The sequence below is a fragment of the Pseudorhizobium tarimense genome, assembly GCF_022968135.1.
Taxonomy (GTDB): Bacteria; Pseudomonadota; Alphaproteobacteria; order Rhizobiales; family Rhizobiaceae; genus Neorhizobium; species Neorhizobium tarimense.
In genome coordinates this window covers 120,191-141,002 of sequence record NZ_JALJRA010000011.1, presented here as the reverse complement: position 1 = coordinate 141,002, position 20,812 = coordinate 120,191, and the positions used below count along the sequence as shown (strand labels likewise).

The following is a 20,812-nucleotide window of genomic DNA, read 5'->3' as shown; positions in this document are numbered from 1 at the left end:
TGACACTGGATAACGCGGAGCCGCCGGAATTGCTACCGGGCGGGTGGTTTCGGTTCTGGGAACAATTCCGACCGGCTCGGGTTCGGGCAGCAGCAAATCACATCCCAATGGAGATCCCCGATGGCTGATACCAGTGCGACCCGCGAAGTGTTTGTTTCCGGTCTGAAGAATGCCCACGCCATGGAAAACCAGGCGCTCTCGATCATGAAGCCGCAGCTTTCCCGCATCGAGAACTATCCGGAGGTCGCTCGCCGGCTGGAAGAACACATCCACGAAACGGAAGGCCAGATGAGCCGTATCGAGGAACTTCTGCAGCAATTGGAGGAAAGCCATTCGTCTGTGAAGGACATGGCGCTTTCCTTGACCGGTGGCATGGCCGCGATGGGACATACCGTCGCCGGCGACGAGATCCTGAAGAACTCCTTTGCCAACTACGCCTTCGAGCACTTCGAAATTGCTGCCTACAAGTCGCTTCTGACCGTGGCCCAAGTTGGTGGCTTCTCCTTCGCCACGTCCGCGCTGCAGATGAATCTGCAGCAAGAAGAGGACATGGCCAAATGGATCGACGACAACCTTCGCAGCGTCACGACCCGTTACATCGACCTGCGTGAGGCGGGAGAATCTGCGAAGGTCTGAGCAGAAACCGGCAACCGGGCGGGGCGCTGGCTCCGCCTTCTTCCGTTTCACCTCGCACTACGCCCCCTCAATATCGTCCGCGCCAGGCTTGAAGGTTCTGGCAGGCGATCTTCGTGCAGCGAAGCGAACAGCCAGTCGATGAACACCCGGACGATGGGTGCGGCACGCATCTCATGGCGGCACGCGACGTAGAACGCGTCGTTGGCCGGGACGCTGAGATCGAAGGGCACGATGAGCTCTCCCTCGGCGATGAGCTTTGCCGCCGTGATCGTATCCCCCAGAGCCACGCCCTGCCCCTGCAACGCTGCCTCCGTGGAAAAACGGGCATCGCCCATGAAGTGCTGCCTTCGCCTCGGGAACGCTTCGTTTTCCGCGGCGGCAAGCCATGTGCTCCATTCCCTTCCGTCGCCGTCCCCATGCAGAAGCACGTGATCCTCGAGATCGCGCATGGACCGAAGTGGCCGGCTGTTGAGAAGGCTGGGACTTGCGACAGGGAAGAGCTGCAGGTTGCTCCACAGGCGCGTCCACGCATCCGGCCAGTTCCCGGCTCCGTAGAGGATGCAGACATCCACATCAGTCGAATGAAGATGCCCCGCATCGTTGGACGCCGCCAATGTCAGCGTTACGTCTGGATACTGATCCGTGAAGGAAGATACCCGGGGCAGGATCCAGAATGACAACAGTGCCGGAACGCAGGTGATGGAGAGATTGCCCGTCGTTGCCGGCCGTTTCATCTGGGCGGTCGCGGCCGCAATCCCGTTGAAGGCCTGCGTCACGGCTGGCAAGAGCAGCGCACCCGCGGCCGTGAGCTTCAGGCGTCTTCCCCCGCGCTCGAAAAGGGTGGTATCGAGCGATTCCTCAAGTGCGCGGAGTTGATGGCTCACCGCGCCATGAGTCACTCGCAACTCCCGTGCGGCGGCTGAGACAGAGGCCAGACGCGCGGTCGCTTCGAAGGCACGAAGGGGATTGAGGGGCGGCAGACGGCTCGTCATTCAAGATCCGGCATGTGAATATTTCTCACAGCATCTGCTAGAACATTGTTGATTGCATTTCCACCCTCTCTTTGCCGATAATGCCCAAAACCAAGGCGGCAAGACCGCGGAAACTGATACAGAGCATTGTGGGAGCGTCGGCGAGATCATGGCCCTGGACGACGAGAAGCTGCGCGAACTTCGTGACAAATACGGATCAGGTCACGGCGGCGACCTCTACGATCCGGAATTCAGGAAAGTAGCCGACAAGATCTTCTCCAAGAGCGGCACTCGCCTGGCGCCATATGCCGGCGTTCCGACCTTCATGTCAGCGCCTTACATGCCTGTGGAAGCAGAAGACCCGGACTTCGGCAATCTGCAGGTCGCCATCACGGGCGTGCCGATGGATCTCGGCGTCACCAATCGGCCGGGCTCGCGCTTCGGTCCCCGTGCCCTTCGCGCCATCGAGCGGATCGGCCCCTATAACCACGTGCTGAAGACCGCCCCTGTCTTCGATATCCGCGTCGCAGATATCGGCGATGTTCCGCTGCGCAGCCGCTACAATCTCCAAATGTGCCACGAGGACATCGAGAAGCGTTTCAATCAGATCGTCGACGCGGGCGTGATCCCCCTGGCGGTCGGTGGTGACCATTCGATCAGCCAATCCATCCTGAAGGCGGTTGGCAAGAAGGCGCCCGTCGGGATGATCCACATCGATGCCCATTGCGACACGAGCGGCCCCTTCGACCACAGCAAGTTCCACCATGCGGGACCGTTCCGCAATGCAGTCCTGGATGGCGTTCTCGATCCGACGCGGACAATCCAGATCGGCATTCGCGGGGCGGCGGAATACATTTGGGAGTTCTCCTACGCCTCGGGCATGACCGTCATTCACGCCGAAGACGTGTCCGGCATGGGCATGTCGGCGATCATCGAGAAGGCGAAGGCGACCGTCGGGGACGGGCCGACCTATCTCTCCTTCGACATCGACAGCCTCGACCCCAGCTTCGCACCCGGTACGGGCACGCCCGAGATCGGCGGACTGACGACGCGCGAAGTGCTTGAGCTGATCCGCGGCCTGAAGGGCATCAACCTGATCGGTGGCGATGTGGTTGAGGTTGCGCCCCAATACGACTCGACGACCAACACGGCCCAGGCCGGCGCACAGATGCTGTTTGAAATCCTCAGCCTGATGGTGTTCAGCCCTTCCGTGACGGCTAAGGCTTGACGTAAAGTAACGACAAGAGTGGGAACCGGCCGCGCAGGCGCAGAACCTGCCGCCAAACAAAGGAGAAAGTGATGCGTGAGATCCTGAACAAGGCGGCCAGCCGCCGCGCGGTGCTGGGCGCCGGCCTGGCAGGCGCTTCCATGCTGGCAATGCCATCGATCCTGCGGGCGCAGGACCGGTCGCTGAAGGTCGGTGTCTATGGCGGATATTTCAAGGACTCGTTCGACAAGAACATTTTCCCGGAATTCACCAAGGCGACGGGCATTGCCGTTGAATCGGTCGCAGAACCGACTGGCGAGGCTTGGCTCGTACAGCTAGAACAGGCAGCCCGTGCTGGCCAGGCGCCCGCCGACGTGTCGATGATGTCGCAGGTGGCCCTGCTGAAGGGCATGAGCACCGACCTCTGGGCTCCGCTCGACATGTCGAAGATCCCCAACGTCTCCGGCCTGATCGATACCTTCGTCAACAAGTATCCGGACGGTCGCTTCGCGGGCATCGGCGCCGTGTCATGGTATATCACGCTCGTCACCAACACCGACGTCTATCCCGAAGCGCCGACCTCCTGGTCAGCCCTTTGGGATGCGGCGAATGCCGACAAGCTGGGCCTGCTCGCCCTCGTCTCGAACTCCTTCCTGTTGGAAGTAACGGCCAGGACCTATTTCGGCGGAACGGATATTCTTGACACCGAAGAAGGCATCCTGGAGGTGTTCGACAAGCTCGCGGAAGTGAAACCGAACGTCCGCCTCTGGTACCGCGACGAAGCGCAATTCGAGCAGGCTCTGAAGTCGGGCGAAATCCCGATGGGCCAGTACTACCACGACGTAACCGGTCTTGCCGCCGCAGATGGCCATCCCGTTCGCTCCACCTTCCCGGAGGAAGGCGGAATTCGCGATTCCGGCAGTTGGGCCCTTTCCCGCGCTTCAGAGAAGGTCGAAGAAGCACATACCTTCATCAACTACATGTGCCAGCCGGAGATCCAGGCGGTGCTGTCGCGCAAGGTTGGCACTTCGCCAACCGTCAAGCGAGACCTGCTGGACCTTACGGCCGAGGAGTTCAACGCCGTATCCTCCGACATCGAGCCGATCATCCCCCGCTACGAGATGTACCAGGAACGGTCAGACTTCCTGAACCAGAAGTGGACGGAAATGATCGCGGGCTGACCTGCGCAAGCGACTCCTCCCATCGGAGGAGTGGCTTCTCTTGCATCCTCAAGCCCATGGCCTCTAAGAGCCGAGCGTAAAGCAATGTCCGGACTTATCCTCAGCAATGTGACGAAGCAGTTCGGCACGTTCAAAGCCGTCAAAGATGTCAGCCTTTCGGTGCCGGACGGCACCTTCGTCTGTCTTCTCGGCCCTTCCGGCTGCGGCAAGACGACCTTGATGCGCATGATCGCCGGCCTTGATCTGCCGACGACCGGATCGGTCGCGCTGGGTGGAGAGGACATCACCCAGATCCCGACGCACAAACGCAATCTAGGGATGGTGTTTCAGTCGCTCGCGCTCTTCCCGCATCTGACGGTGGGCGAGAATATTGCCTATGCCCTGCGGATCCGCGGCATCGACAAGGCCGAGCAGAAGAAGCGCGTCGACGAGCTGCTGGCGATGATCCACCTGCCGGGCTTTGCCGACAGGTCAGTCGGCAAGCTCTCCGGGGGTCAGCGGCAGCGTGTCGCCATTGCCCGCGCGCTTGCGATCTCGCCAAAGCTCTTTCTCCTCGACGAGCCGCTCTCGGCGCTCGATGCAAAGCTGCGTGAAGCAATGCAGGTCGAACTGCGTCAATTACAGCAGCGGCTCGGCATTACCACGATCGTTGTGACGCACGATCAGCGCGAGGCGATGACAATGGCCGATACCGTTGTCGTGATGAACGGCGGCGAGATTCGTCAGGCCGCCGCGCCAGTCGATATCTACAGGCGACCGGCAGATTCCTTCGTCGCCGACTTCATCGGGTCGACAAACCTTATCCCCTTCCAGGCGGACGATCGCGGCCAGGCCTCGATCTTCGGATCGACCATTGAAGGCTTTTCGCTGGTCGGCGCAAAAGCCGGTACGATCTCCGTTAGGCCCGAAGACGTGCAGATCGTGACGGAGGACGCAAGCAGTGTCACCGGCACCGTCGCCTTCATCCGCGACCTGGGTGGCACGGTGGAGACCTTCATCGAGGCCGGCGGACAGCAGATCATTGCGGTCGCCTCCCCCCGCGCCAGACCGGATGTCACAATCGGACAGACCGTCGGGCTTCGGTTCGATCCGGAGACGAGCGTGGTACTGGCCCGATGAGACGGGAGCCACCGCAGCGCTTCCCCGATTACGGCCCGCTGATGTTCCCAGCGGCCATGCTCGTCGTGTTCTTCGTCATCCCGTTCGCCACAATGATCGCTGTATCGTTCTTCGAGCGGCAGCAGGGCGGCTTCTACGAGCCGGCATTCGTGTTCGACAATTACGGCCGCTTCCTCAGCCTCTTCTTTGGCAAGGTACTTGCTTTTTCCCTTTTCCTGGCTATGGCCGTAGCTGCCGCCTGCGTGACGATCGGTGTGCCATTCACCTATCTCCTGTCCCGCTCGTCGAGAGGAACGCAGATCCGCTGGCTGGTCGTCCTGCTGTCGATCCTCTCCCTGTCGGAAGTGATGATTGGCTTTGCCTGGTCGACGCTGCTCTCACGCACCGCCGGCATCACGAACCTGTTCGCGATGCTCGGCTTGATGGATGCGCAGGCCCTGACGCCGAGCTTTGGCGCAGTGATGACGGCGATGACCTACCAAGCATTGCCGTACACCGTGCTGGTTCTTTATCCCGCGCTGGTCCGGCTCGACCCGACCTTGACCGAAGCAGCACGGACACTGGGCGCATCACCGGTTCGCGCCTTCTTCACCGTGATCGTCCCCGCGTTGCGAAACACCATCCTGGCGACCTTGATCATGGTCTTCATCTTCGCGCTCGGCTCCTATCTCCTGCCGCAGCTTCTGGGCCGGCCGCAACACTGGACACTCTCGGTGCTGATCACCGACCAGGCGATCTATCAGTCCAACATGCCATTCGCAGCGGCGATGGCGGTCTTCCTAGTCCTGGTCTCGCTCTCGTTGGTGGGGCTCGCCGTCTACGCCGGACGTCAGAAGGAGGCAGCATGATCCTCTTGCGCCGCCTCTTCTTCTTCGCTGTTGGTCTGTTCCTGGCGCTACCGCTGATCGTGGTCGCGGGCGTGTCGATAAACGAGAAACAAACGCTTGCCTTTCCCCCGCAGGGATTTTCGCTGGCGTGGTATGGCGAAATTTTCTTGAACGACGATTGGCGCAACGCCCTCTTTGCATCGCTGACGCTGGCGGCCCTTTCTGCAGCACTTGCCTTGCTCGTGGCACTGCCGCTCGCCTGGTTCCTGTGGCGGCGTATTGCGCCCTGGGCAAATATCTTCCAGCTTTTAGGGATTGCGCCGTTCACGCTGCCGCCGGTCATCACCGCACTTGGCCTCCTGACCTTCTGGGCAACGAGCGGCTTTTACGGGCAGCCCTGGACGGCCGTCATCAGCCACGCGATCTTCTTCGTGACGCTTCCGCTGGTCACCCTCTCGCTCGGGTTTTCCGCAATCGACCGCTCTTTGGTTGAAGCGGCCGCCACAATGGGCGCCGACGATCAGACGATCTTCCGAACCGTCGTGTTGCCGCTGATCCTGCCTTACATGGTTTCCGGTTATGCCTTCGCCTTCGTTCTGTCGCTCAACGAATACATCGTCGCGTACATGACGGTCGGCTTCACGATGGAAACGCTGCCGATCAAGATCTTCAATGCTCTCCGCTACGGCTATACGCCGACGATGGCATCGGTGACCGTGCTCTTCCTGGTCATCGCGGCCCTCGTGTTCGGCCTCATCGCCCGGTTCGGCGATCTTCCGAAGCTCCTGGGCGCCATGGGAGAGGACCGTTGAAGATTGCGGCATTCCAGATGCAGTGCGTGCTCGGAGACATCGGCGCGAACCTCGAGAGGATCGCTGCAGCCGCCGAAAAGGCCGCGGCCGAAGGCGCAAAGCTCCTTATTACGCCGGAACTGGCGCTCACAGGCTATGGCGCAAGTGATCGCTTTCCTTCCCTCGCCTCGCCCGCAGAGGGCGCCGGGCCGGAACGGCTCTCGCAGATTGCTCGCCGTCACGGCCTGACGATTGTCGCAGGGTTCGCGGAGGCGGTAGGCAGCACCGTCTACAACAGCGCGTTGCTTACCGATGGCCAGGGTCAAACGACCGTCTACCGCAAGTCCCATCTCTATGGCCCCTATGAGAGGCAGTGGTTCTGCCCGGAAGATCCGCAAGCGGTCATAGCCAATGTCGATGGCGTGAAGCTCGGCATGTTGATCTGCTATGATGTTGAATTTCCAGAAAATGTTCGGCGGCTGGCGCTGGCAGGCGTCGATCTGATTGTTGTTCCAACCGCACTTCCGGTCGGATGGTCGGGCCGGTTCATCGCCGAGCACATGATCCGCGTTCGTGCATTCGAGAACCAGGTTTTCGTTGCCTACGTCAACCATTGCGGCAAGGACGAGAACTTCGCCTATGCCGGCCTGTCACGCATCGCCGCGCCGGACGGCAATCTTCTTGCGAAGGCACCGGCAGAGGGTGAAGCGCTTCTGTTCGCTGAAATAATACCATCCGCCTTTGACAAATCCCGTTCCGAGAACACTTATCTGCTGGATCTGCGCTAGCCTTCTGGCCCAGGCAACGCGCGGGTTTGAGATCCACTGGATTAAGCAAGCCGTAGGACTTGTAGCACCCTGGCAGATTTGGATGCTGAAACAGCAGCACGCTCTGGAACATCATCTGCCTGTCAGGACTTTAGTGTTGCTCCCATAGGCGAGGCGGGACATGCAATCGGCAAAGATGACGGGCGCGACGTGGGACTATCTTAGATCAATGCGCGAGCAGGGTCAGCGGCAGATCACGCGGCCGGTGAACGATGACAAGGCAAGCCTATCGCTCTACGAGCCGATTGCGCGGCGCGGCAGGCCGTTGGTGCTGGCGCAGGTCGGGCAGTCTCTGGACGGGCGGGTTGCCACGACAACCGGAGATGCGCAGGATGTATCCGGCTGCGACGGCATCTCGCATCTCCACCGCTGTCGCGCCCTTGTTGATGCCGTAGTCGTTGGGGTCGGCACCGTCGTTGCCGACAATCCGAGTCTTTCGGTACGTGCAGTCCCTGGCGAAAATCCTGTCCGCGTCGTCATCGACTGCAATGGCCGCATGCCTCAGCAGTCCAAGATGCTGACGGATGGTGGCGCACCCGTGCTGGTGGTTCAGGCCGATGACATCCTGGCCCGCAGGCTGGGCCACGAGGTCGTCAGGCTTCCCCGCTGTGGCGAAGGTCTGCATCCAAAAGACATTCTCGATTGCCTTGCCGAGCGCGGCCTCACAAGCGTGCTTATCGAGGGCGGTGCAAAGACCATTGCCCGCTTCATCGATGCGGACCTCGTCGATCGCCTTCACGTCGCCATCGCGCCGATCATCATTGGGTCGGGACCAATGGGCATCAGCCTTGCCCCCGTCGATCGACTGTCGGAAGCGCGCCGTCCGACCGTGAATGTCTACAACATCGGCACGGACATCGTCTTCGACTGCGATTTCCGGCGTCCGGCAGCGTCACTTGAGACCTCAGATCAAGGCCAGGACGTCCTGGTGACCCACCCGGCATAAGCTTGCGGTCTGCGAAATCGATTGCAGCCGGGACTGATGCCAGTCGCGAAGCTCGGCTGCGTCAACGCTGCCTTCTTCAGACACGGCGCGAGCGACGCCATCCAGAAACTGCCGCTGAAGGTCTGCATCGTCGCGGCCCATCAGCCAAGGGCTTTCGGCGATGCTAACCGAGAAGCCACACATCTCCAGCGTCTCCTTCAGAACGCGCCAGGCGTCGGCCCCGGCGGAGGGACCGAAACCCTTGTCTGTCAGCTGGTGCGCATTAAAGGCCTTCGTTACGGCTTCGTCCGCGGGGTGCTCCATCGACCAGTGCATCTCGCCGTCATAGTTCAGTGCTGCGTAGATCGCGGCGCGTTGCCAAGCGAGCGTCTCCACGAACTGCTTCATGAAGGCATGAGAGCAGAGATCGAAGAGAGCAGAGGCAGTCACCAGCGTCACCCTGTCCAGCGGCAATGCCGAGATCTGCGTAAGATCGCCATTCACGAACGTGATGTCGTCGGAAGCGTGACGCCGCTCCGCCTCCGCAAGAAGATCCTCGTCGTAATCGAACAGTGTCCAGGAGACCGCGCCTCGCAGCTTTGGCGCCAGCGTGCGAAATGTGGAGCCTGTGCCGCAGCCGATATCTAACACCGAAGCCGGCGATTGACGTTGAACTGCGTGCACTGCGCGATCGAGCAGCGCGGCATCCCGAGACCGTCGGTCAACCGGCTCCCGCAGTGCCAGCCAATCCTTGCCGAAGCCGCTCATTGATGTTTCTCCAACAATTCGGCAATCACGGCCGCGGTGTCTTCCCACGAGGGTAGCGCTGCACCGGCAACCGCTGCAGCATCGGCCATCGCGGTGCGATCGTCCGGCTTCGTCAACAATCGGGCCAGTGCCGCTGCAAAGGCTTCAGGATCATCTGGCTCAACGAGGATTCCGGCAGCTTCCGGCACCACGTCCGGAACCGCTCCCGTTGCGCACCCCACCACCGGCAGGCCATGCACCAGGGCTTCCGCGAAGACCATGCCATATCCCTCGTATCGGCTCGCGAGTGCAAAGAGATCGGCACGAGCAAACTCGGGGCGTACATCCTCCACCTCGCCCGCGAGAGTGACGCGCTCCCACAAGTCGGCCGCCACGATTTGCTCCTTCAGCTTCGCGGCAACCGCTGGATCAAGCTCTCGACTGCCGACGATCCGGCAGGTCCAGGGCAGGTCCTTCAGCGAAGAAAGTGCCGCAATGAGGACGTCGTGCCCCTTCCGCTGGGTCAGAGATCCCACGCTCAGGATTAGCGGCTCGGCACCTCGCCCAACCGCGAGTGGAACAGGATCTGTTCCTGGCAAAGCAACGACGACATCTCCGACAGCGACTCCGTAGTTCTCCACCAGCTCCTTTGCAGTGGCCTCTGAGGTGACGATGACACCCCGCGTAAAGCTCAGTGCACGCTGCTCCCGAGCAGCGTGATCAGCCTGGGCCGCTCGTGACAGCCCCGTCTCCAGTGCAAGCGGATGATGCACGAGCGCGAACAGCCGAAACTTTGCTGCTCTTTGCTCGGCCCATTGATCCAGCACGCCGAACGCCAGGCCGTCTATCAGAAGCAGACTTCCTTCGGGCACCTCGGCGAGCACCGCTTCTGCGGCGGTGAGATCTGGCGCATCCGGAAAGCCATCCCCCAGCGGCAGAAGATGGACCTCCCGACCCGCGTCTCGTAGGGCGCCAATGATCCGCCGGTCATAACCATAGCCGCCGGTCCGCGTCTGCAGATCGCCCGGGTAGGCGAAGTAAAGCGTCGAGCTCAAAGCTCGGCCTCATACCACCCACGCGCAATGTGGGACTCATGCAGCATGACCTTCAGCCGGCGGATACGCTGACTCCCTTCTCCGAGCCGCCCGGCCCCGATCGCGTCACGCAGGCGGTCAAAGATGTACTTTGCGAGAAACTCGGTCGTCGTAACCTTGTCGGTAAATTCTTCGACGTCGTCGAGGTTCTGATAGTTCAGAGGCTTCAGAGCTTCGCGGAGAACCTCAGTGGCCAATCCGATGTCGACCGCCAGACCATTTTCATCCAGGTTCTCCGTGAAGAATGCGGCATCCACAACGAAAGTCGCCCCATGAAGGCCCTGGGCCGGGCCGAAGACAGGCCTCGGGAGACTGTGCGCGATCATGATGTGGTCGCGAACTTCTACTGCGAACATGACAGTTTCCTCTTCAATATCGAATTCGGTGGCAAAGAGTTTCGGGGCTTTCCAAGATCTGCCCATAAGCTGCAGCGATGGCTGCAAAGGGCGTCTCGCCCGAAATCAGCGTATCGAGCCTTTCATCCCGGAGAAACTCCAGCGCCTTCGCCAAGCGGCGTCCAAAGGTCCAACGGCCCCGGCGTTGAGGAGCGATGGCGCCCACTTGGGAGCTGACGATCGAGAGCCGCTTCGAATGAAAGGCTCGTCCCAATTGTATCTCCACCATGGTCTCGCCATACCAGCTCGCCTCGATGATCCGAGCTTCGAAACCTGCATGCGCAAGGGCGTTCGCTAGCGCTGCGGGCGAGGCCGAGGCGTTGATCAAGACATCGCAGTCGTCAGGAACATCCGAAGGTTCGCAGAACGGCAGGCCCAGCGCCCGGGCGATGTCCCGCCTATCAGGCGAGATGTCGCATAAGGTTATTTCCGCTCCGCCAATGCGCGAGACAATGTAGGCAGTGAGAAGCCCGACTATGCCGGCACCGAAAACAACGACACGGTCACCGGGCAACACGCCCGCATCCCAGACGATGTTCAGCGCCGTCTCCATGTTGGCGGCCAGCACGGCGCGCTCCGGCGGAAGAGCGTCCGGCAGGACGTGAACCTCTTGTCGCCCGATCCGGAACCTGTCCTGATGCGGGTGGAGACAAAAGATGCGTCTTCCGGCCAGGTCGCCAGCGCCATCCAACACTGTCCCGACCATCGCATAGCCGTACTTCACCGGGAACGACATCTCGCCCTCCTGATGGGGGCCGCGCATGCGCTCGAATTCCGTCTCCGGAACCCGTCCGTGGAAAACCAGAGATTCCGTTCCTCGGCTGATCCCGCTGAACAGAGCTTCAACCGTCACCTGGCTCGGCTGAAGTGGTATGAGAGTCTCGGTGCGGATCGCAGCCTGTCCGGCCCGTTCGATCCACAAGGATCGCGCCCCTTCCCGGCTCGACTTCACAGGAGCCGGTTGCTCGACTGTCACAATACGCCCTCCCCGACCTGTTTGCGTTGCGGAGTTAGGAGGAATAACGTCAACGGCAAGGGTCCGGATTTTTTGAAGAGTATGAGGGCAACTATCACGTTTAATTGACGCATTTCCAAAAGATCCAGCATCTGCACCTCGTCGTGATCCGCTCCATGTACAGCGTCGAGGAGACTGTCATGAATGTTTCACACAATATCTGGGTGGCCGACCAGGCCAGCTATGAGGTCGAAGATTCTGCTACTCGTTTGGAACGAGCAGTCTCCGAGCTGCGCTACGGCCGACCGGTCATTCTTGAAGCCACCAACGACGCCGTGGCAGCGCTGGCACTCGATGCTGTTTCGCCGGCGGAATACCAACGCTTCGCGCGAGCAGCGATGGGTGAAGAGGTTCTCTACCTCTCGAGTCATCGCGCCTCGCGTCTTGGCCTCCATTCGACTGATGGCGTGGCCTTCGCAGGGCGAGGCCTGGATTTCGCCGCGGCCTCGGCGCTCGCTTATGACCGAGATGCGAAGGCTCCCTCCGCTTGGCGTCGAGCCAGCCCACAGATGAAGATGGCGGGAGAAGTGGCGCAACTGGCGCTTCTGCTGCCCGCGATGATGTGCGTCGCAATCCCACGTCACTCCCGCACTTTCGATGCCTGCGCCAAGCTCCACCACATGGACATGCCGAAGAGCCGAAGATTGGCGCAGAACTTCCAGGTGGTTGTGCGCACACCCGTGCCCCTTCGTGACTTCGGCGATTGCAAATTCGTGGTCTTCCGCGGCGGGCTTGCCCAGAAGGATCAGGTTGCCATCATCGTCGGCAATCCCGATACGTTGAACCCTGTACCGGTCCGCATCCACTCCTCCTGCCTCACCGGGGATCTCTGCGGATCGCTGAAGTGCGACTGCGGCGACCAGTTGCGAAACGGCCTGACGAGCCTGAAGGAGCTTGGAGGAGGCGTGCTGCTCTACCTCGACCAGGAGGGAAGAGGCACCGGAATCGGTGCCAAGATGCGCGCCTATGGCTACCAGCATGATGGCCTTGATACGATCGACGCGGATGCGGAGCTCGGCTTCGGGGCCGATGAGCGCAAATACGACGCGGCAGTTGCGATGCTGCGCGGTCTCAAGGTCTACAGCGTCGCGCTTCTCACCAACAACCCGACCAAGGTCTCGGCTCTGCTTGCGGGCGGCATCAGCGTAAACGGCAGGGTTCCGGTAACCGGCCGCATCACGGCAGACAACGTCGAATACCTGCGGACCAAGACCCTGCGCGCAGGGCACATGCTCGACATCGAGGTGCTGTCGCGCGCGGCGAAGGAACTCTCCGATGGCTGAGCATTTGGGCTTATCCCGTCTCAATCTGCCGCGGGATCGACCACATTCCGACGGCGGCGCGCCTTTGGCTCTCTATGCACAGGCCGCGATAGCGTTCCTGTTTGGCGCAACCCTCATCGCAGTCCTGGTCCACGCTCTCGAGACGATGCTCGGCAACGTCGGAAACGCGATCTGGTATGCGCTTTTCATCTATGCGGGCATCTCGATCTTTGCGTTCGCCAAACTGCCTACTCACGCCCACCCTCGTTATGGACCCGCCAACGTCGTCACCACGTTCCGCGCAGCGGCGACAGCGGCCATAGGCGGCCTGATCCTTGGATCCGGCGGGTTTAGTGATCCTGCTGCTGAACACCTGCACTGGGCGGTAGCCGGCTGTGCGGCAGTAGCGCTCGCCCTTGATGGTATCGACGGCTATCTCGCACGCCGAAGCGGCACGTCTTCCCGCTTCGGCGCTCGCTTCGATATGGAAACGGATGCGCTGCTGATCCTTCTTCTGGCGGCCGGAGCAGCGCTCCTCGGCAAGGCGGGAGCCTGGGTCTTGCTAATCGGCCTGATGCGCTACGCTTTCATCGGTGCGCAATGGGCCCTGACGCGAATTTCGGGCGACTTGCCGGAGTCTATGCGCCGCAAGGCCATCTGCGTTTCGCAGGGCGTGGCCCTTTGCGCTGCACTCGTTCCCGCGATCACGCCCCCATTTGCAGGTATAATACTCGCTTTGGCGCTTCTCTCGCTACTCTTCTCTTTTGCGGTGGATATTGTCTATCTCTGGCGGACAGGCGGGACGACTAGCCATGTCGCCTGAGTTCTGGCGGGCGTTCGGCCTCTGGCGCTCGATCGTAATCTACTATGGCCAGCCCTGGCGCCGGCATAAGCTGCAGACGTTCTATCGGCAATTCGTTACCCCAGGCGATCTGGCCTTCGATATCGGCGCGCATGTCGGCAGCCGCTCACGAACGCTGTTGAAGCTCGGAGCCAAGGTTATCGCCGTGGAGCCTCAGCGGGATTTTGCCGACTTCATCAGTCGAAGGATCGATCATCCACATCTGACCCTGGTGCGAAAGGCAGTAGGGAAGGTCGCCGGCACCGTCGACCTGCATATCTCTACTCGGCATCCGACCGTCACCACAACCTCCTCATCGTGGATCTCTTCCGTCACGCAAACCAGCGGGTTTGAGCAGGTGTCGTGGGACCGGGTAGAGAAGGTCGAACGGATCACGATTGATCAGATGATTGCCGACCACGGCTGTCCGAAGTTCTGCAAGATCGACGTTGAAGGAGCAGAGGCAGAGATCCTGCGCGGCCTCACCCAACCGATACCGATCATCGCGTTTGAATACGTTCCCGCCGCCATGGATGTCGCATTCCAGGTGGTGGACGAGCTTGAACGGCTGGGCAATTACGTGTTCAACCGCACCGCAGGCGAAGACCATGATTTCGCACATTCGCGCTGGCTGACACCAATCGAAATCCGGAAGGAGCTTTCGGCACTTAAGACTACGGCGAAGTCCGGGGACGTTTATGCGCGGCTGGAGGGATCATGATCTTCCTGCGTCGCTCTCCTTCCCGGCAGAGGAGCCAGCCCCGCGACGACCAGACCCGGCGCAGCACCCGCGAGCGACAACACGCCGTAGAAAATGCTGGCAGCCACGCCATCGGCCCCGGCATAGCCGAAAAGTGGCCAGAGCCCGGCGGCCGCCGCTTCTCTGGCGCCCCATCCCGCAACGGTTGCAGGAACAAGCATCATGAGCATGCACAGCGGAACCACCGTTACGCTGGCCAGAGCCGGCAATGGCGCGCCGACTGCCACCGACGCCAGCATGTACATGCCGATATAGCTCCCGACGATAAAAAGGCCGAGAATCGACTGGACCTTCCAGGCGCCGCCCTCGACGAACACCTCATAAAGAGCCTGCTTGAACGAGGCCATGCGTGCCGCGAAAGCTCTTGGTGGAAATCGGAACAACACGATGGCGGCGAGGAAGATCAAGCCCACGAGCACATAGGCCGCGCTCAACACCCCTTCGAGGGAATCGGGCAAGCGCCGTACCACGAGGAGCGGCCACGCAACCAAGCCCACGCCCGCGATAAGCAGAAAAACGCCCTGCCCCACGGCCCGCTCCAACACGACGACAAGCGCAGGCACTTTCCAGCCCCCAGGCAATTCCCCGCGATGGCGCAGCGCCCGAACCGCATCACCGGCCATGCCACCCGGCAAGGTCTGATTGAGGAAGGAGCTGAGATAATAGTTGCGAACAGCCTGACGAAGACTCAGACCCTGCCGCAGGCGCTGCGCCGTGAAGCGCCATCTGACGGCCGACAAGATGATCTGCACCTGGACCAGCCCGAGTCCTATGAAGACATAGACAGAAGGGATGGCTGCAAGACGGCGCCAGATTTCTGGGGGATCAGAGATGACGACGACCGTCACCAACGCTGCAATACCCAAGACGGCACCAAGAATACGAAACATCGAAGCACTTTCTGTGGCAGCGGCGAATGGCCTGTTTCTTTGCTGAAGCCAGGCAAGGGTTGTTCGGCATGCGCTTCACAATAATACTCCCGGGATCTTTGCGGTAGCGAATCGGATGACGCATCTCAGAATAGTTACGGCTCTTTTGATCGCCTGGATCGTTCTGACGCTTCCGTCCAATCCAGCAAGCCTCTCCTCGATCGCGGAATTGCAGTTCCCGCTTGAGCTCCTTCTGCTCGCATTCGGCGCCGTCCTGCTGCCTGGGCTTGCCTTTTCCGCCTTCTGCATCTTCGCCATGCTGCTGATCGCCATCGTCCTGTTCTTGAAGTTGGCAGACATCGGCACGGGGGCCGCGTTCCAAAGGCCGTTCAACCCATACCTCGACATAAAGATCATAGTTGACGGCTGGAACCTGCTCAGTGGATCCGTGGGCCGCGGCGAAGCGGCTGTGTGGATCGGGCTCGCTGTTTTGCTACTGGTCGCCATCTGCCTGCTGTTCTTCTGGTCTCTGGGAGACTTCCGGAGGATCAGAGGGCGCGCCAGGACGGTCTCAGCGGCATCAGCCGCCATCTTGTTCGCAGCCGGCTGCATCGCCCTCCTATCCTCTTCTTCGGCGGCCTCGGCTCTTTCCCTCAATCTTGCGCCTTACCTCAACAACAGGATCACGATGATCCGCAAATCGGTCCAGGATCTTTCCGCCTTCGAGGAGGAACTGGCGTCCGATCCCATCAGCGACATCCCGCCAGCTACGCTCTTCTCATCGCTTCGCAACACGGATGTCATCGTCATCTTCGTCGAGTCCTACGGGCGCACTGCGCTGGAAGACGGACGCTACGCGCCAACAGTCGCAGCGCGTCTTCGGGAGTTCGAGGCGGAGCTTCGAGGCGTGGGGCTTGAGGCGCGCAGTGGCTGGTTGACGTCGCCGACCGTCGGCGGCCTCAGCTGGCTTGCTCATGGAGCGCTGCTTTCCGGCCTGTGGACGGACAGCCAGGCGCGCTATGACCGAATGATCGCCAGCGACCGCAAGACGTTGAACGCGCTGTTCCGGAGTGCCGGATGGCGCACCACCGCCATCATGCCCGCCATCACCATGGCTTGGCCTGAAAGCGGCTATTTCGGCTATGACAGCATTCGCGATTCCGCCAGCCTTGGATACGAAGGCAGGCCCTTCAACTGGGTGACAATGCCGGACCAATACACGCTCTCAGCTTTCGAGCGGCTGGAGCGGGAGACGTCAGAAGCGCCCCTCATGGCCGAGATCGCATTAATCTCCAGCCACGCTCCCTGGACCCCCATCCCGACGCTCGTCGAGTGGGACAGGATCGGCGATGGGCATATCTTCGATGATCAGGCCACAAGCGGCGATCCGCCCTCGGTGCTGTGGTCGGATCCGGAACGCATCAGGCGACAGTACCTGGCGTCCATTGATTACGTGCTACAAACGCTTGGCTCTTACATCCGGCACTACGGGGATGACAAGCTTTTCATCATTGTCGGCGATCATCAGCCGGCCTCCGTGATCACCGGCGATGATGCCTCACGCGATGTGCCGGTGCACATCATGGGCACTTCAGACTCTCTTGAGCAAATCGGCGGATGGGGTTGGAGCGCGGGCATGCACCCTGCTCCCCAATTGCCGGCAGTAAGGATGGATCTCTTCAGAGAGAGGTTTGTCCGCGCCTATAGCGGGACAGACAGCTAGGCTCCGGCGTCACACTACCTCCCGCGCACCGGTCTGCGATGAGCGAAGCAAAGCCTCGATCAGACGGTGAACCTTCAACGCTTGTCTGCCACTCACGCGCGGCTCCCGATCTCCTTCGACCGCATCGATGAAGTCTTCGAGCACGGCCCGGTGATGCGCATGAGAGAAGGCCATCGGATCAGCGCCAGCGCCGCCACCTAGCGCTCCATCATCCAGTTCGACGGTCGTCCCGTCGTGGAAGTTGGCAATGAGCGTCGCACCCTCGATCCGCGCCATGCCCTTCGTGCCGATGAGTTCGATGGCATCCGGCAATCCGGGATAGGCGCAGGTTGTGGCAATGACCGTGCCGAGTGCCCCTTTGGCGAAGCGAATGGTGCCGGCGGCCAGATCCTCCGTTTCCATCCGATGCACCGGCGTGGTCGCCGTATAGGCCATCACCTCCACCGGCATCCCTGCAACCGAGATCAGCAGGTCGAGCGTGTGGATCCCTTGGGTTAGCAGCACGCCGCCGCCGTCGCGGGCCTTGGTCCCTCGTCCAGGCTGGTCGTAATAGCTCTGCGGTCGCCAGTTGTAGAGTCTCGCCGAGGCACTCACGATCTCGCCGAGCCGCCCCTCCGACACTATACTGGCAAGCGCCAGCCTGATCGGCCGAAATCGATGTTGCAGGACAATCCCGAGCTTTACCCCGGCAGCTTCAGCGACCTCTACGAGAGCGGTTGAGCGCTTCATCGAAACCTCGAGCGGTTTCTCAAGCAGGATGTGCTTGCCGCTGCCTGTCGCCCGCTGCACCAGTTCAAGGTGGCTGTTTGGTGGCGTGAGGATGACGACTGCCTCGATGGAGGGATCGTTGAAGATGACATCCAGGTCGTCCACCACGGGGAGATCCCACTTCTCCCGGAAAGCTTGTCGACGCGTAGCCGTTGGGCTGTAGGCGCCAGCCACTTCGACGCGGTTTCTCAGTTCGAGCAAACTTTGCGCATGGGGCGCCGCAGCCATCCCTAGCCCGATCAGACCAATCCGCATCGCGATCTCCTTCTCCCCGTTCAGGCCTATCGCAACCACTGGGCCTCGGCAACACTTGTCATACAAGAAGCCAATTTTTGTATGTTGACATACCTCCCCCGCATGCTAGCCATAGGAAGCCGAAGGAGGAGCGGCACCAGCATGAGCGGATTAGTACACCCTAACGTCCTGTTTCCGGCCGACGGTCAGCTACGCTCGATAGCACGTGCCCTCTACCAGACCGTCGCCAACCTTCCGATCATCAGCCCGCATGGCCATACGGATCCGCGCTGGTACGCGCTCGACGAACCGTTCCCGGACCCGGCGCAGCTCCTGATCGTCCCGGACCACTACATCTTCCGCATGCTCTTCAGCCAAGGCATTGCGCTGGAGGATCTGGGCGTGAAGAGGCTGGACGGTTCGCCGGTCGAAACGGACGGACGCAGCATCTGGCGCCTGTTCGCCGAAAACTACCACCTCTTCCGGGGCACCCCCACCAGACTGTGGATGGACTATGTCCTCTCCTCGCTGTTTAACATCGAAGAGCCCTTAAACAGCAGGACGGCCGACAGCAGCTACGACAGAATCGCGGAAAAGCTGCGCCAGCCGGAGTACCGGCCGCGTGCTCTCTTCAAGCGCTTCAACATTGAAGTAATCGCCACCACCGAGGGCGCGCTTGATGACCTGCGCTGGCACAAGATGATCCGCGACAGCGGCTGGGACGGGCGTGTGGTGACCGCTTATCGGCCGGATGCCGTGGTCGATCCGGACTTCGAGGGCTTCGCAGCGAACCTGGACACACTCGGCGACATCACCGGCGAGGACACCGCTACCTGGTCCGGCTATCTCGCAGCCCACCGGAAGCGCCGCGAGTACTTCAAATCTTTCGGAGCAACTTCCTCCGATCATGGCCACGCCACGGCCGACACGGCAAACCTGTCACCTTCGGAGGCCGCAGCGCTTTTCGACAAGGTGCGAAGCGGCAAGGCAGACAACAACGAGCGCCGGTTTTTCCGCGGTCAGATGCTGACCGAAATGGCGAAGATGAGCCTCGACGACGGGCTCGTCCTGCAGATCCACCCTGGCTCATTGCGCAACCACTCGCCCTCTATGCTGGCGCGTCACGGACGCGACATGGGCTTCGACATCCCGACGCGGACGGATTATGTGGGCGCCCTCAAGCCGCTACTCGATGCAGTCGGGCTGGAGAGAAACTTGACGGTGGTGCTCTTTACGCTCGACGAGACCTCCTATGCCCGTGAGCTTGCGCCCCTTGCCGGCGTCTATCCGGCGCTGAAGCTTGGCCCCGCCTGGTGGTTCCATGACAGCCCCGAGGGCATGCGGCGCTTCCGCGAGATGACGACGGAAACGGCTGGCTTCTACAACACGGTCGGCTTCAACGACGACACCCGCGCCTTTCCGTCGATCCCGGCGCGTCACGACATTGCACGAAGAGTGGATTGTGCCTTCCTGGCGCGCCTCGTCGCAGAACACCGGTTGAGGGAGGAGGAAGCCTTCGATCTGGCCAAGGAGCTTGCCTATACGCTGGCAAAGAGCGCGTATCGGCTTTGAGTGGCGCGTGAGGCGCCGAGGTAAAAGGGAGGAGAAGATCATGATGCATTTCGGGAAGGTAGCTGCCGCTTTCACGGTCGCAGCGACACTGTTGGCAAGCACTGCGATGGCGCAGACCGTGCTTCGCTCGTCGGACACACATCCAGACGGTTATCCGACCGTTGAAGGCGTAAAGTACTTCGGAGAACTCGTCAAGGAGCGCACTGATGGACGCTACGAGGTAGAGGTCTATCACTCGGCTCAGCTGGGCGAGGAAAAGGATACCATTGAGCAGGTTCGCACCGGGGTGATCGAGCTCAACCGCATATCGATGGCGCCCTTCAACGGTACGGTGAAGGAAACCATCGTCCCCGCCCTACCCTACATCTTCCGCTCGGAAGAACACATGCACAAGGTCATGGATGGCGCCGTCGGAGATCAGATCAAGGCTGCGTTCGAGGATATCGGCCTTGTCGTGCTGGCCTATTACGATGCAGGCTCGCGCTCCTTCTACAACAGCAAGAAGCCGATCAACTCCGTCGAAGACCTGAAGGGCATGAAGTTCCGCGTCATCCAGTCCGACATCTTTGTCGACATGGTGGCCGCTCTTGGCGCGAACGCAACGCCGATGCCATACGGGGAGGTTTATTCCTCGATGGAAACTGGCGTCATCGACGGTGCGGAAAACAACTTCCCGAGCTACGACACGGCAAAGCACTTCGAGGTTGCCAAGTACTACTCCCTCGACGAGCACACCATTCTTCCCGAGGTCTTCGTGATGAACAAGGCAGCCTACGATCAGCTGTCGCCTGAAGATCAGGAAATCTTCCAGCAGGCCGCCAAAGAGAGCGTTGCGAAGCAGCGCGAACTCTGGGCCGCCAAGGTGGCAGAGTCGCGAAAGAATGTTGAAGCCGGCGGTGCCGAGATCACCAACCCGGACAAGCAGGGCTTCATTGATGCGATGGAGCCGGTCTATGCGAAGCACGTGACCGATCCTGTCCTCAAGAAGATGGTCGAAGACGTCAAGGCCGTTCAGTAACGCACTCTCGAGGGGCAGCAGGTTCTCGGC

General features: G+C 60.9%; 21 protein-coding genes. 14 read left to right on the top strand and 7 right to left on the bottom strand.

Going from position 1 to position 20,812, the window contains the following annotated elements:
- Positions 1-120: 120 nt before the first annotated feature.
- The gene (locus MUU54_RS14870; RefSeq protein ID WP_247244796.1) at positions 121-636 is read left to right on the top strand and encodes a ferritin-like domain-containing protein; all 516 of its coding nucleotides are present in this window, start codon (positions 121-123) and stop codon (positions 634-636) included.
- 47 nt (positions 637-683) lie between these two features.
- Here the strand turns inward: MUU54_RS14870 and MUU54_RS14865 are convergent, their stop codons facing one another.
- Complete coding sequence (locus MUU54_RS14865) at positions 684-1,628, bottom strand: LysR substrate-binding domain-containing protein (protein WP_247244795.1); 945 nt, start codon at positions 1,626-1,628, stop codon at positions 684-686.
- A gap of 148 nt (positions 1,629-1,776) precedes the next feature.
- Here MUU54_RS14865 and speB point away from each other — a divergent pair, with 148 nt between their 5' ends.
- The 7 genes from speB (at position 1,777) to MUU54_RS14830 (ending at position 8,505) form a co-directional block, all read left to right on the top strand.
- Entirely contained in the window at positions 1,777-2,835 is a 1,059-nt protein-coding gene (speB, locus tag MUU54_RS14860; protein WP_247244794.1) for an agmatinase, read from the top strand.
- Positions 2,836-2,906: 71 nt separating this feature from the next.
- A complete protein-coding gene (locus tag MUU54_RS14855) occupies positions 2,907-3,995 on the top strand; it encodes an ABC transporter substrate-binding protein (protein WP_247244793.1) in 1,089 nt (362 codons plus the stop codon).
- A gap of 84 nt (positions 3,996-4,079) precedes the next feature.
- A complete protein-coding gene (locus MUU54_RS14850) occupies positions 4,080-5,114 on the top strand; it encodes an ABC transporter ATP-binding protein (RefSeq protein ID WP_247244792.1) in 1,035 nt (344 codons plus the stop codon).
- Positions 5,111-5,962, top strand: coding sequence for an ABC transporter permease (locus tag MUU54_RS14845; RefSeq protein WP_247244791.1), 852 nt, complete (start codon positions 5,111-5,113; stop codon positions 5,960-5,962). Before MUU54_RS14850 ends, MUU54_RS14845 begins: the two co-directional genes overlap by 4 nt.
- Entirely contained in the window at positions 5,959-6,753 is a 795-nt protein-coding gene (locus tag MUU54_RS14840; protein ID WP_247244790.1) for an ABC transporter permease, read from the top strand. The genes MUU54_RS14845 and MUU54_RS14840 overlap by 4 nt, the downstream gene beginning before the upstream one ends.
- Positions 6,750-7,520, top strand: a complete 771-nt coding sequence (locus MUU54_RS14835; protein ID WP_247244789.1) for a carbon-nitrogen hydrolase family protein — start codon at positions 6,750-6,752, stop codon at positions 7,518-7,520. The genes MUU54_RS14840 and MUU54_RS14835 overlap by 4 nt, the downstream gene beginning before the upstream one ends.
- 160 nt (positions 7,521-7,680) lie before the next feature.
- On the top strand, positions 7,681-8,505 hold the full coding sequence (locus MUU54_RS14830) for a RibD family protein (RefSeq protein WP_247244788.1): 825 nt from the start codon (positions 7,681-7,683) through the stop codon (positions 8,503-8,505).
- Here MUU54_RS14830 and MUU54_RS14825 read toward each other — a convergent pair.
- From MUU54_RS14825 to MUU54_RS14810, 4 genes are read right to left on the bottom strand one after another with little or no spacing between them, the layout of a single operon-like run.
- Complete coding sequence (locus MUU54_RS14825; RefSeq protein WP_247244787.1) at positions 8,464-9,252, bottom strand: class I SAM-dependent methyltransferase; 789 nt, start codon at positions 9,250-9,252, stop codon at positions 8,464-8,466. The two genes, MUU54_RS14830 and MUU54_RS14825, sit on opposite strands and share 42 nt — an antisense overlap.
- Complete coding sequence (locus MUU54_RS14820) at positions 9,249-10,286, bottom strand: glycosyltransferase family 4 protein (protein WP_247244786.1); 1,038 nt, start codon at positions 10,284-10,286, stop codon at positions 9,249-9,251. The genes MUU54_RS14825 and MUU54_RS14820 overlap by 4 nt, the downstream gene beginning before the upstream one ends.
- The gene (locus MUU54_RS14815; protein ID WP_247244785.1) at positions 10,283-10,681 is read right to left on the bottom strand and encodes a 6-pyruvoyl trahydropterin synthase family protein; all 399 of its coding nucleotides are present in this window, start codon (positions 10,679-10,681) and stop codon (positions 10,283-10,285) included. The genes MUU54_RS14820 and MUU54_RS14815 overlap by 4 nt, the downstream gene beginning before the upstream one ends.
- Before the next feature lie 13 nt (positions 10,682-10,694).
- Complete coding sequence (locus tag MUU54_RS14810) at positions 10,695-11,696, bottom strand: zinc-dependent alcohol dehydrogenase (protein ID WP_247244784.1); 1,002 nt, start codon at positions 11,694-11,696, stop codon at positions 10,695-10,697.
- Between the two features lie 179 nt (positions 11,697-11,875).
- Here MUU54_RS14810 and ribA point away from each other — a divergent pair, with 179 nt between their 5' ends.
- The 3 genes from ribA to MUU54_RS14795 are packed head-to-tail and all read left to right on the top strand — an operon-like array spanning position 11,876 to position 14,559.
- A complete protein-coding gene (ribA, locus tag MUU54_RS14805) occupies positions 11,876-13,018 on the top strand; it encodes a GTP cyclohydrolase II RibA (RefSeq protein ID WP_247244783.1) in 1,143 nt (380 codons plus the stop codon).
- Complete coding sequence (locus MUU54_RS14800; RefSeq protein WP_247244782.1) at positions 13,011-13,820, top strand: CDP-alcohol phosphatidyltransferase family protein; 810 nt, start codon at positions 13,011-13,013, stop codon at positions 13,818-13,820. Before ribA ends, MUU54_RS14800 begins: the two co-directional genes overlap by 8 nt.
- Complete coding sequence (locus MUU54_RS14795) at positions 13,810-14,559, top strand: FkbM family methyltransferase (protein ID WP_247244781.1); 750 nt, start codon at positions 13,810-13,812, stop codon at positions 14,557-14,559. The genes MUU54_RS14800 and MUU54_RS14795 overlap by 11 nt, the downstream gene beginning before the upstream one ends.
- Here the strand turns inward: MUU54_RS14795 and MUU54_RS14790 are convergent.
- Entirely contained in the window at positions 14,535-15,488 is a 954-nt protein-coding gene (locus MUU54_RS14790) for a lysylphosphatidylglycerol synthase transmembrane domain-containing protein (RefSeq protein WP_247244780.1), read from the bottom strand. The two genes, MUU54_RS14795 and MUU54_RS14790, sit on opposite strands and share 25 nt — an antisense overlap.
- Before the next feature lie 115 nt (positions 15,489-15,603).
- Here MUU54_RS14790 and MUU54_RS14785 point away from each other — a divergent pair, with 115 nt between their 5' ends.
- A complete protein-coding gene (locus tag MUU54_RS14785) occupies positions 15,604-17,190 on the top strand; it encodes an alkaline phosphatase family protein (RefSeq protein ID WP_247244779.1) in 1,587 nt (528 codons plus the stop codon).
- A gap of 9 nt (positions 17,191-17,199) precedes the next feature.
- Here MUU54_RS14785 and MUU54_RS14780 read toward each other — a convergent pair whose 3' ends face one another.
- Positions 17,200-18,213, bottom strand: coding sequence for a Gfo/Idh/MocA family protein (locus MUU54_RS14780; RefSeq protein ID WP_247244778.1), 1,014 nt, complete (start codon positions 18,211-18,213; stop codon positions 17,200-17,202).
- Between the two features lie 141 nt (positions 18,214-18,354).
- On the opposite strand from MUU54_RS14780, the gene uxaC reads away from it, so the two are divergent.
- Together uxaC and MUU54_RS14770 are read left to right on the top strand one after the other, a co-directional pair.
- Entirely contained in the window at positions 18,355-19,764 is a 1,410-nt protein-coding gene (gene uxaC, locus MUU54_RS14775; RefSeq protein WP_247244777.1) for a glucuronate isomerase, read from the top strand.
- 40 nt (positions 19,765-19,804) lie between these two features.
- The gene (locus tag MUU54_RS14770) at positions 19,805-20,782 is read left to right on the top strand and encodes a TRAP transporter substrate-binding protein (RefSeq protein WP_247244776.1); all 978 of its coding nucleotides are present in this window, start codon (positions 19,805-19,807) and stop codon (positions 20,780-20,782) included.
- The last annotated feature ends 30 nt before the right edge of the window (positions 20,783-20,812 follow it).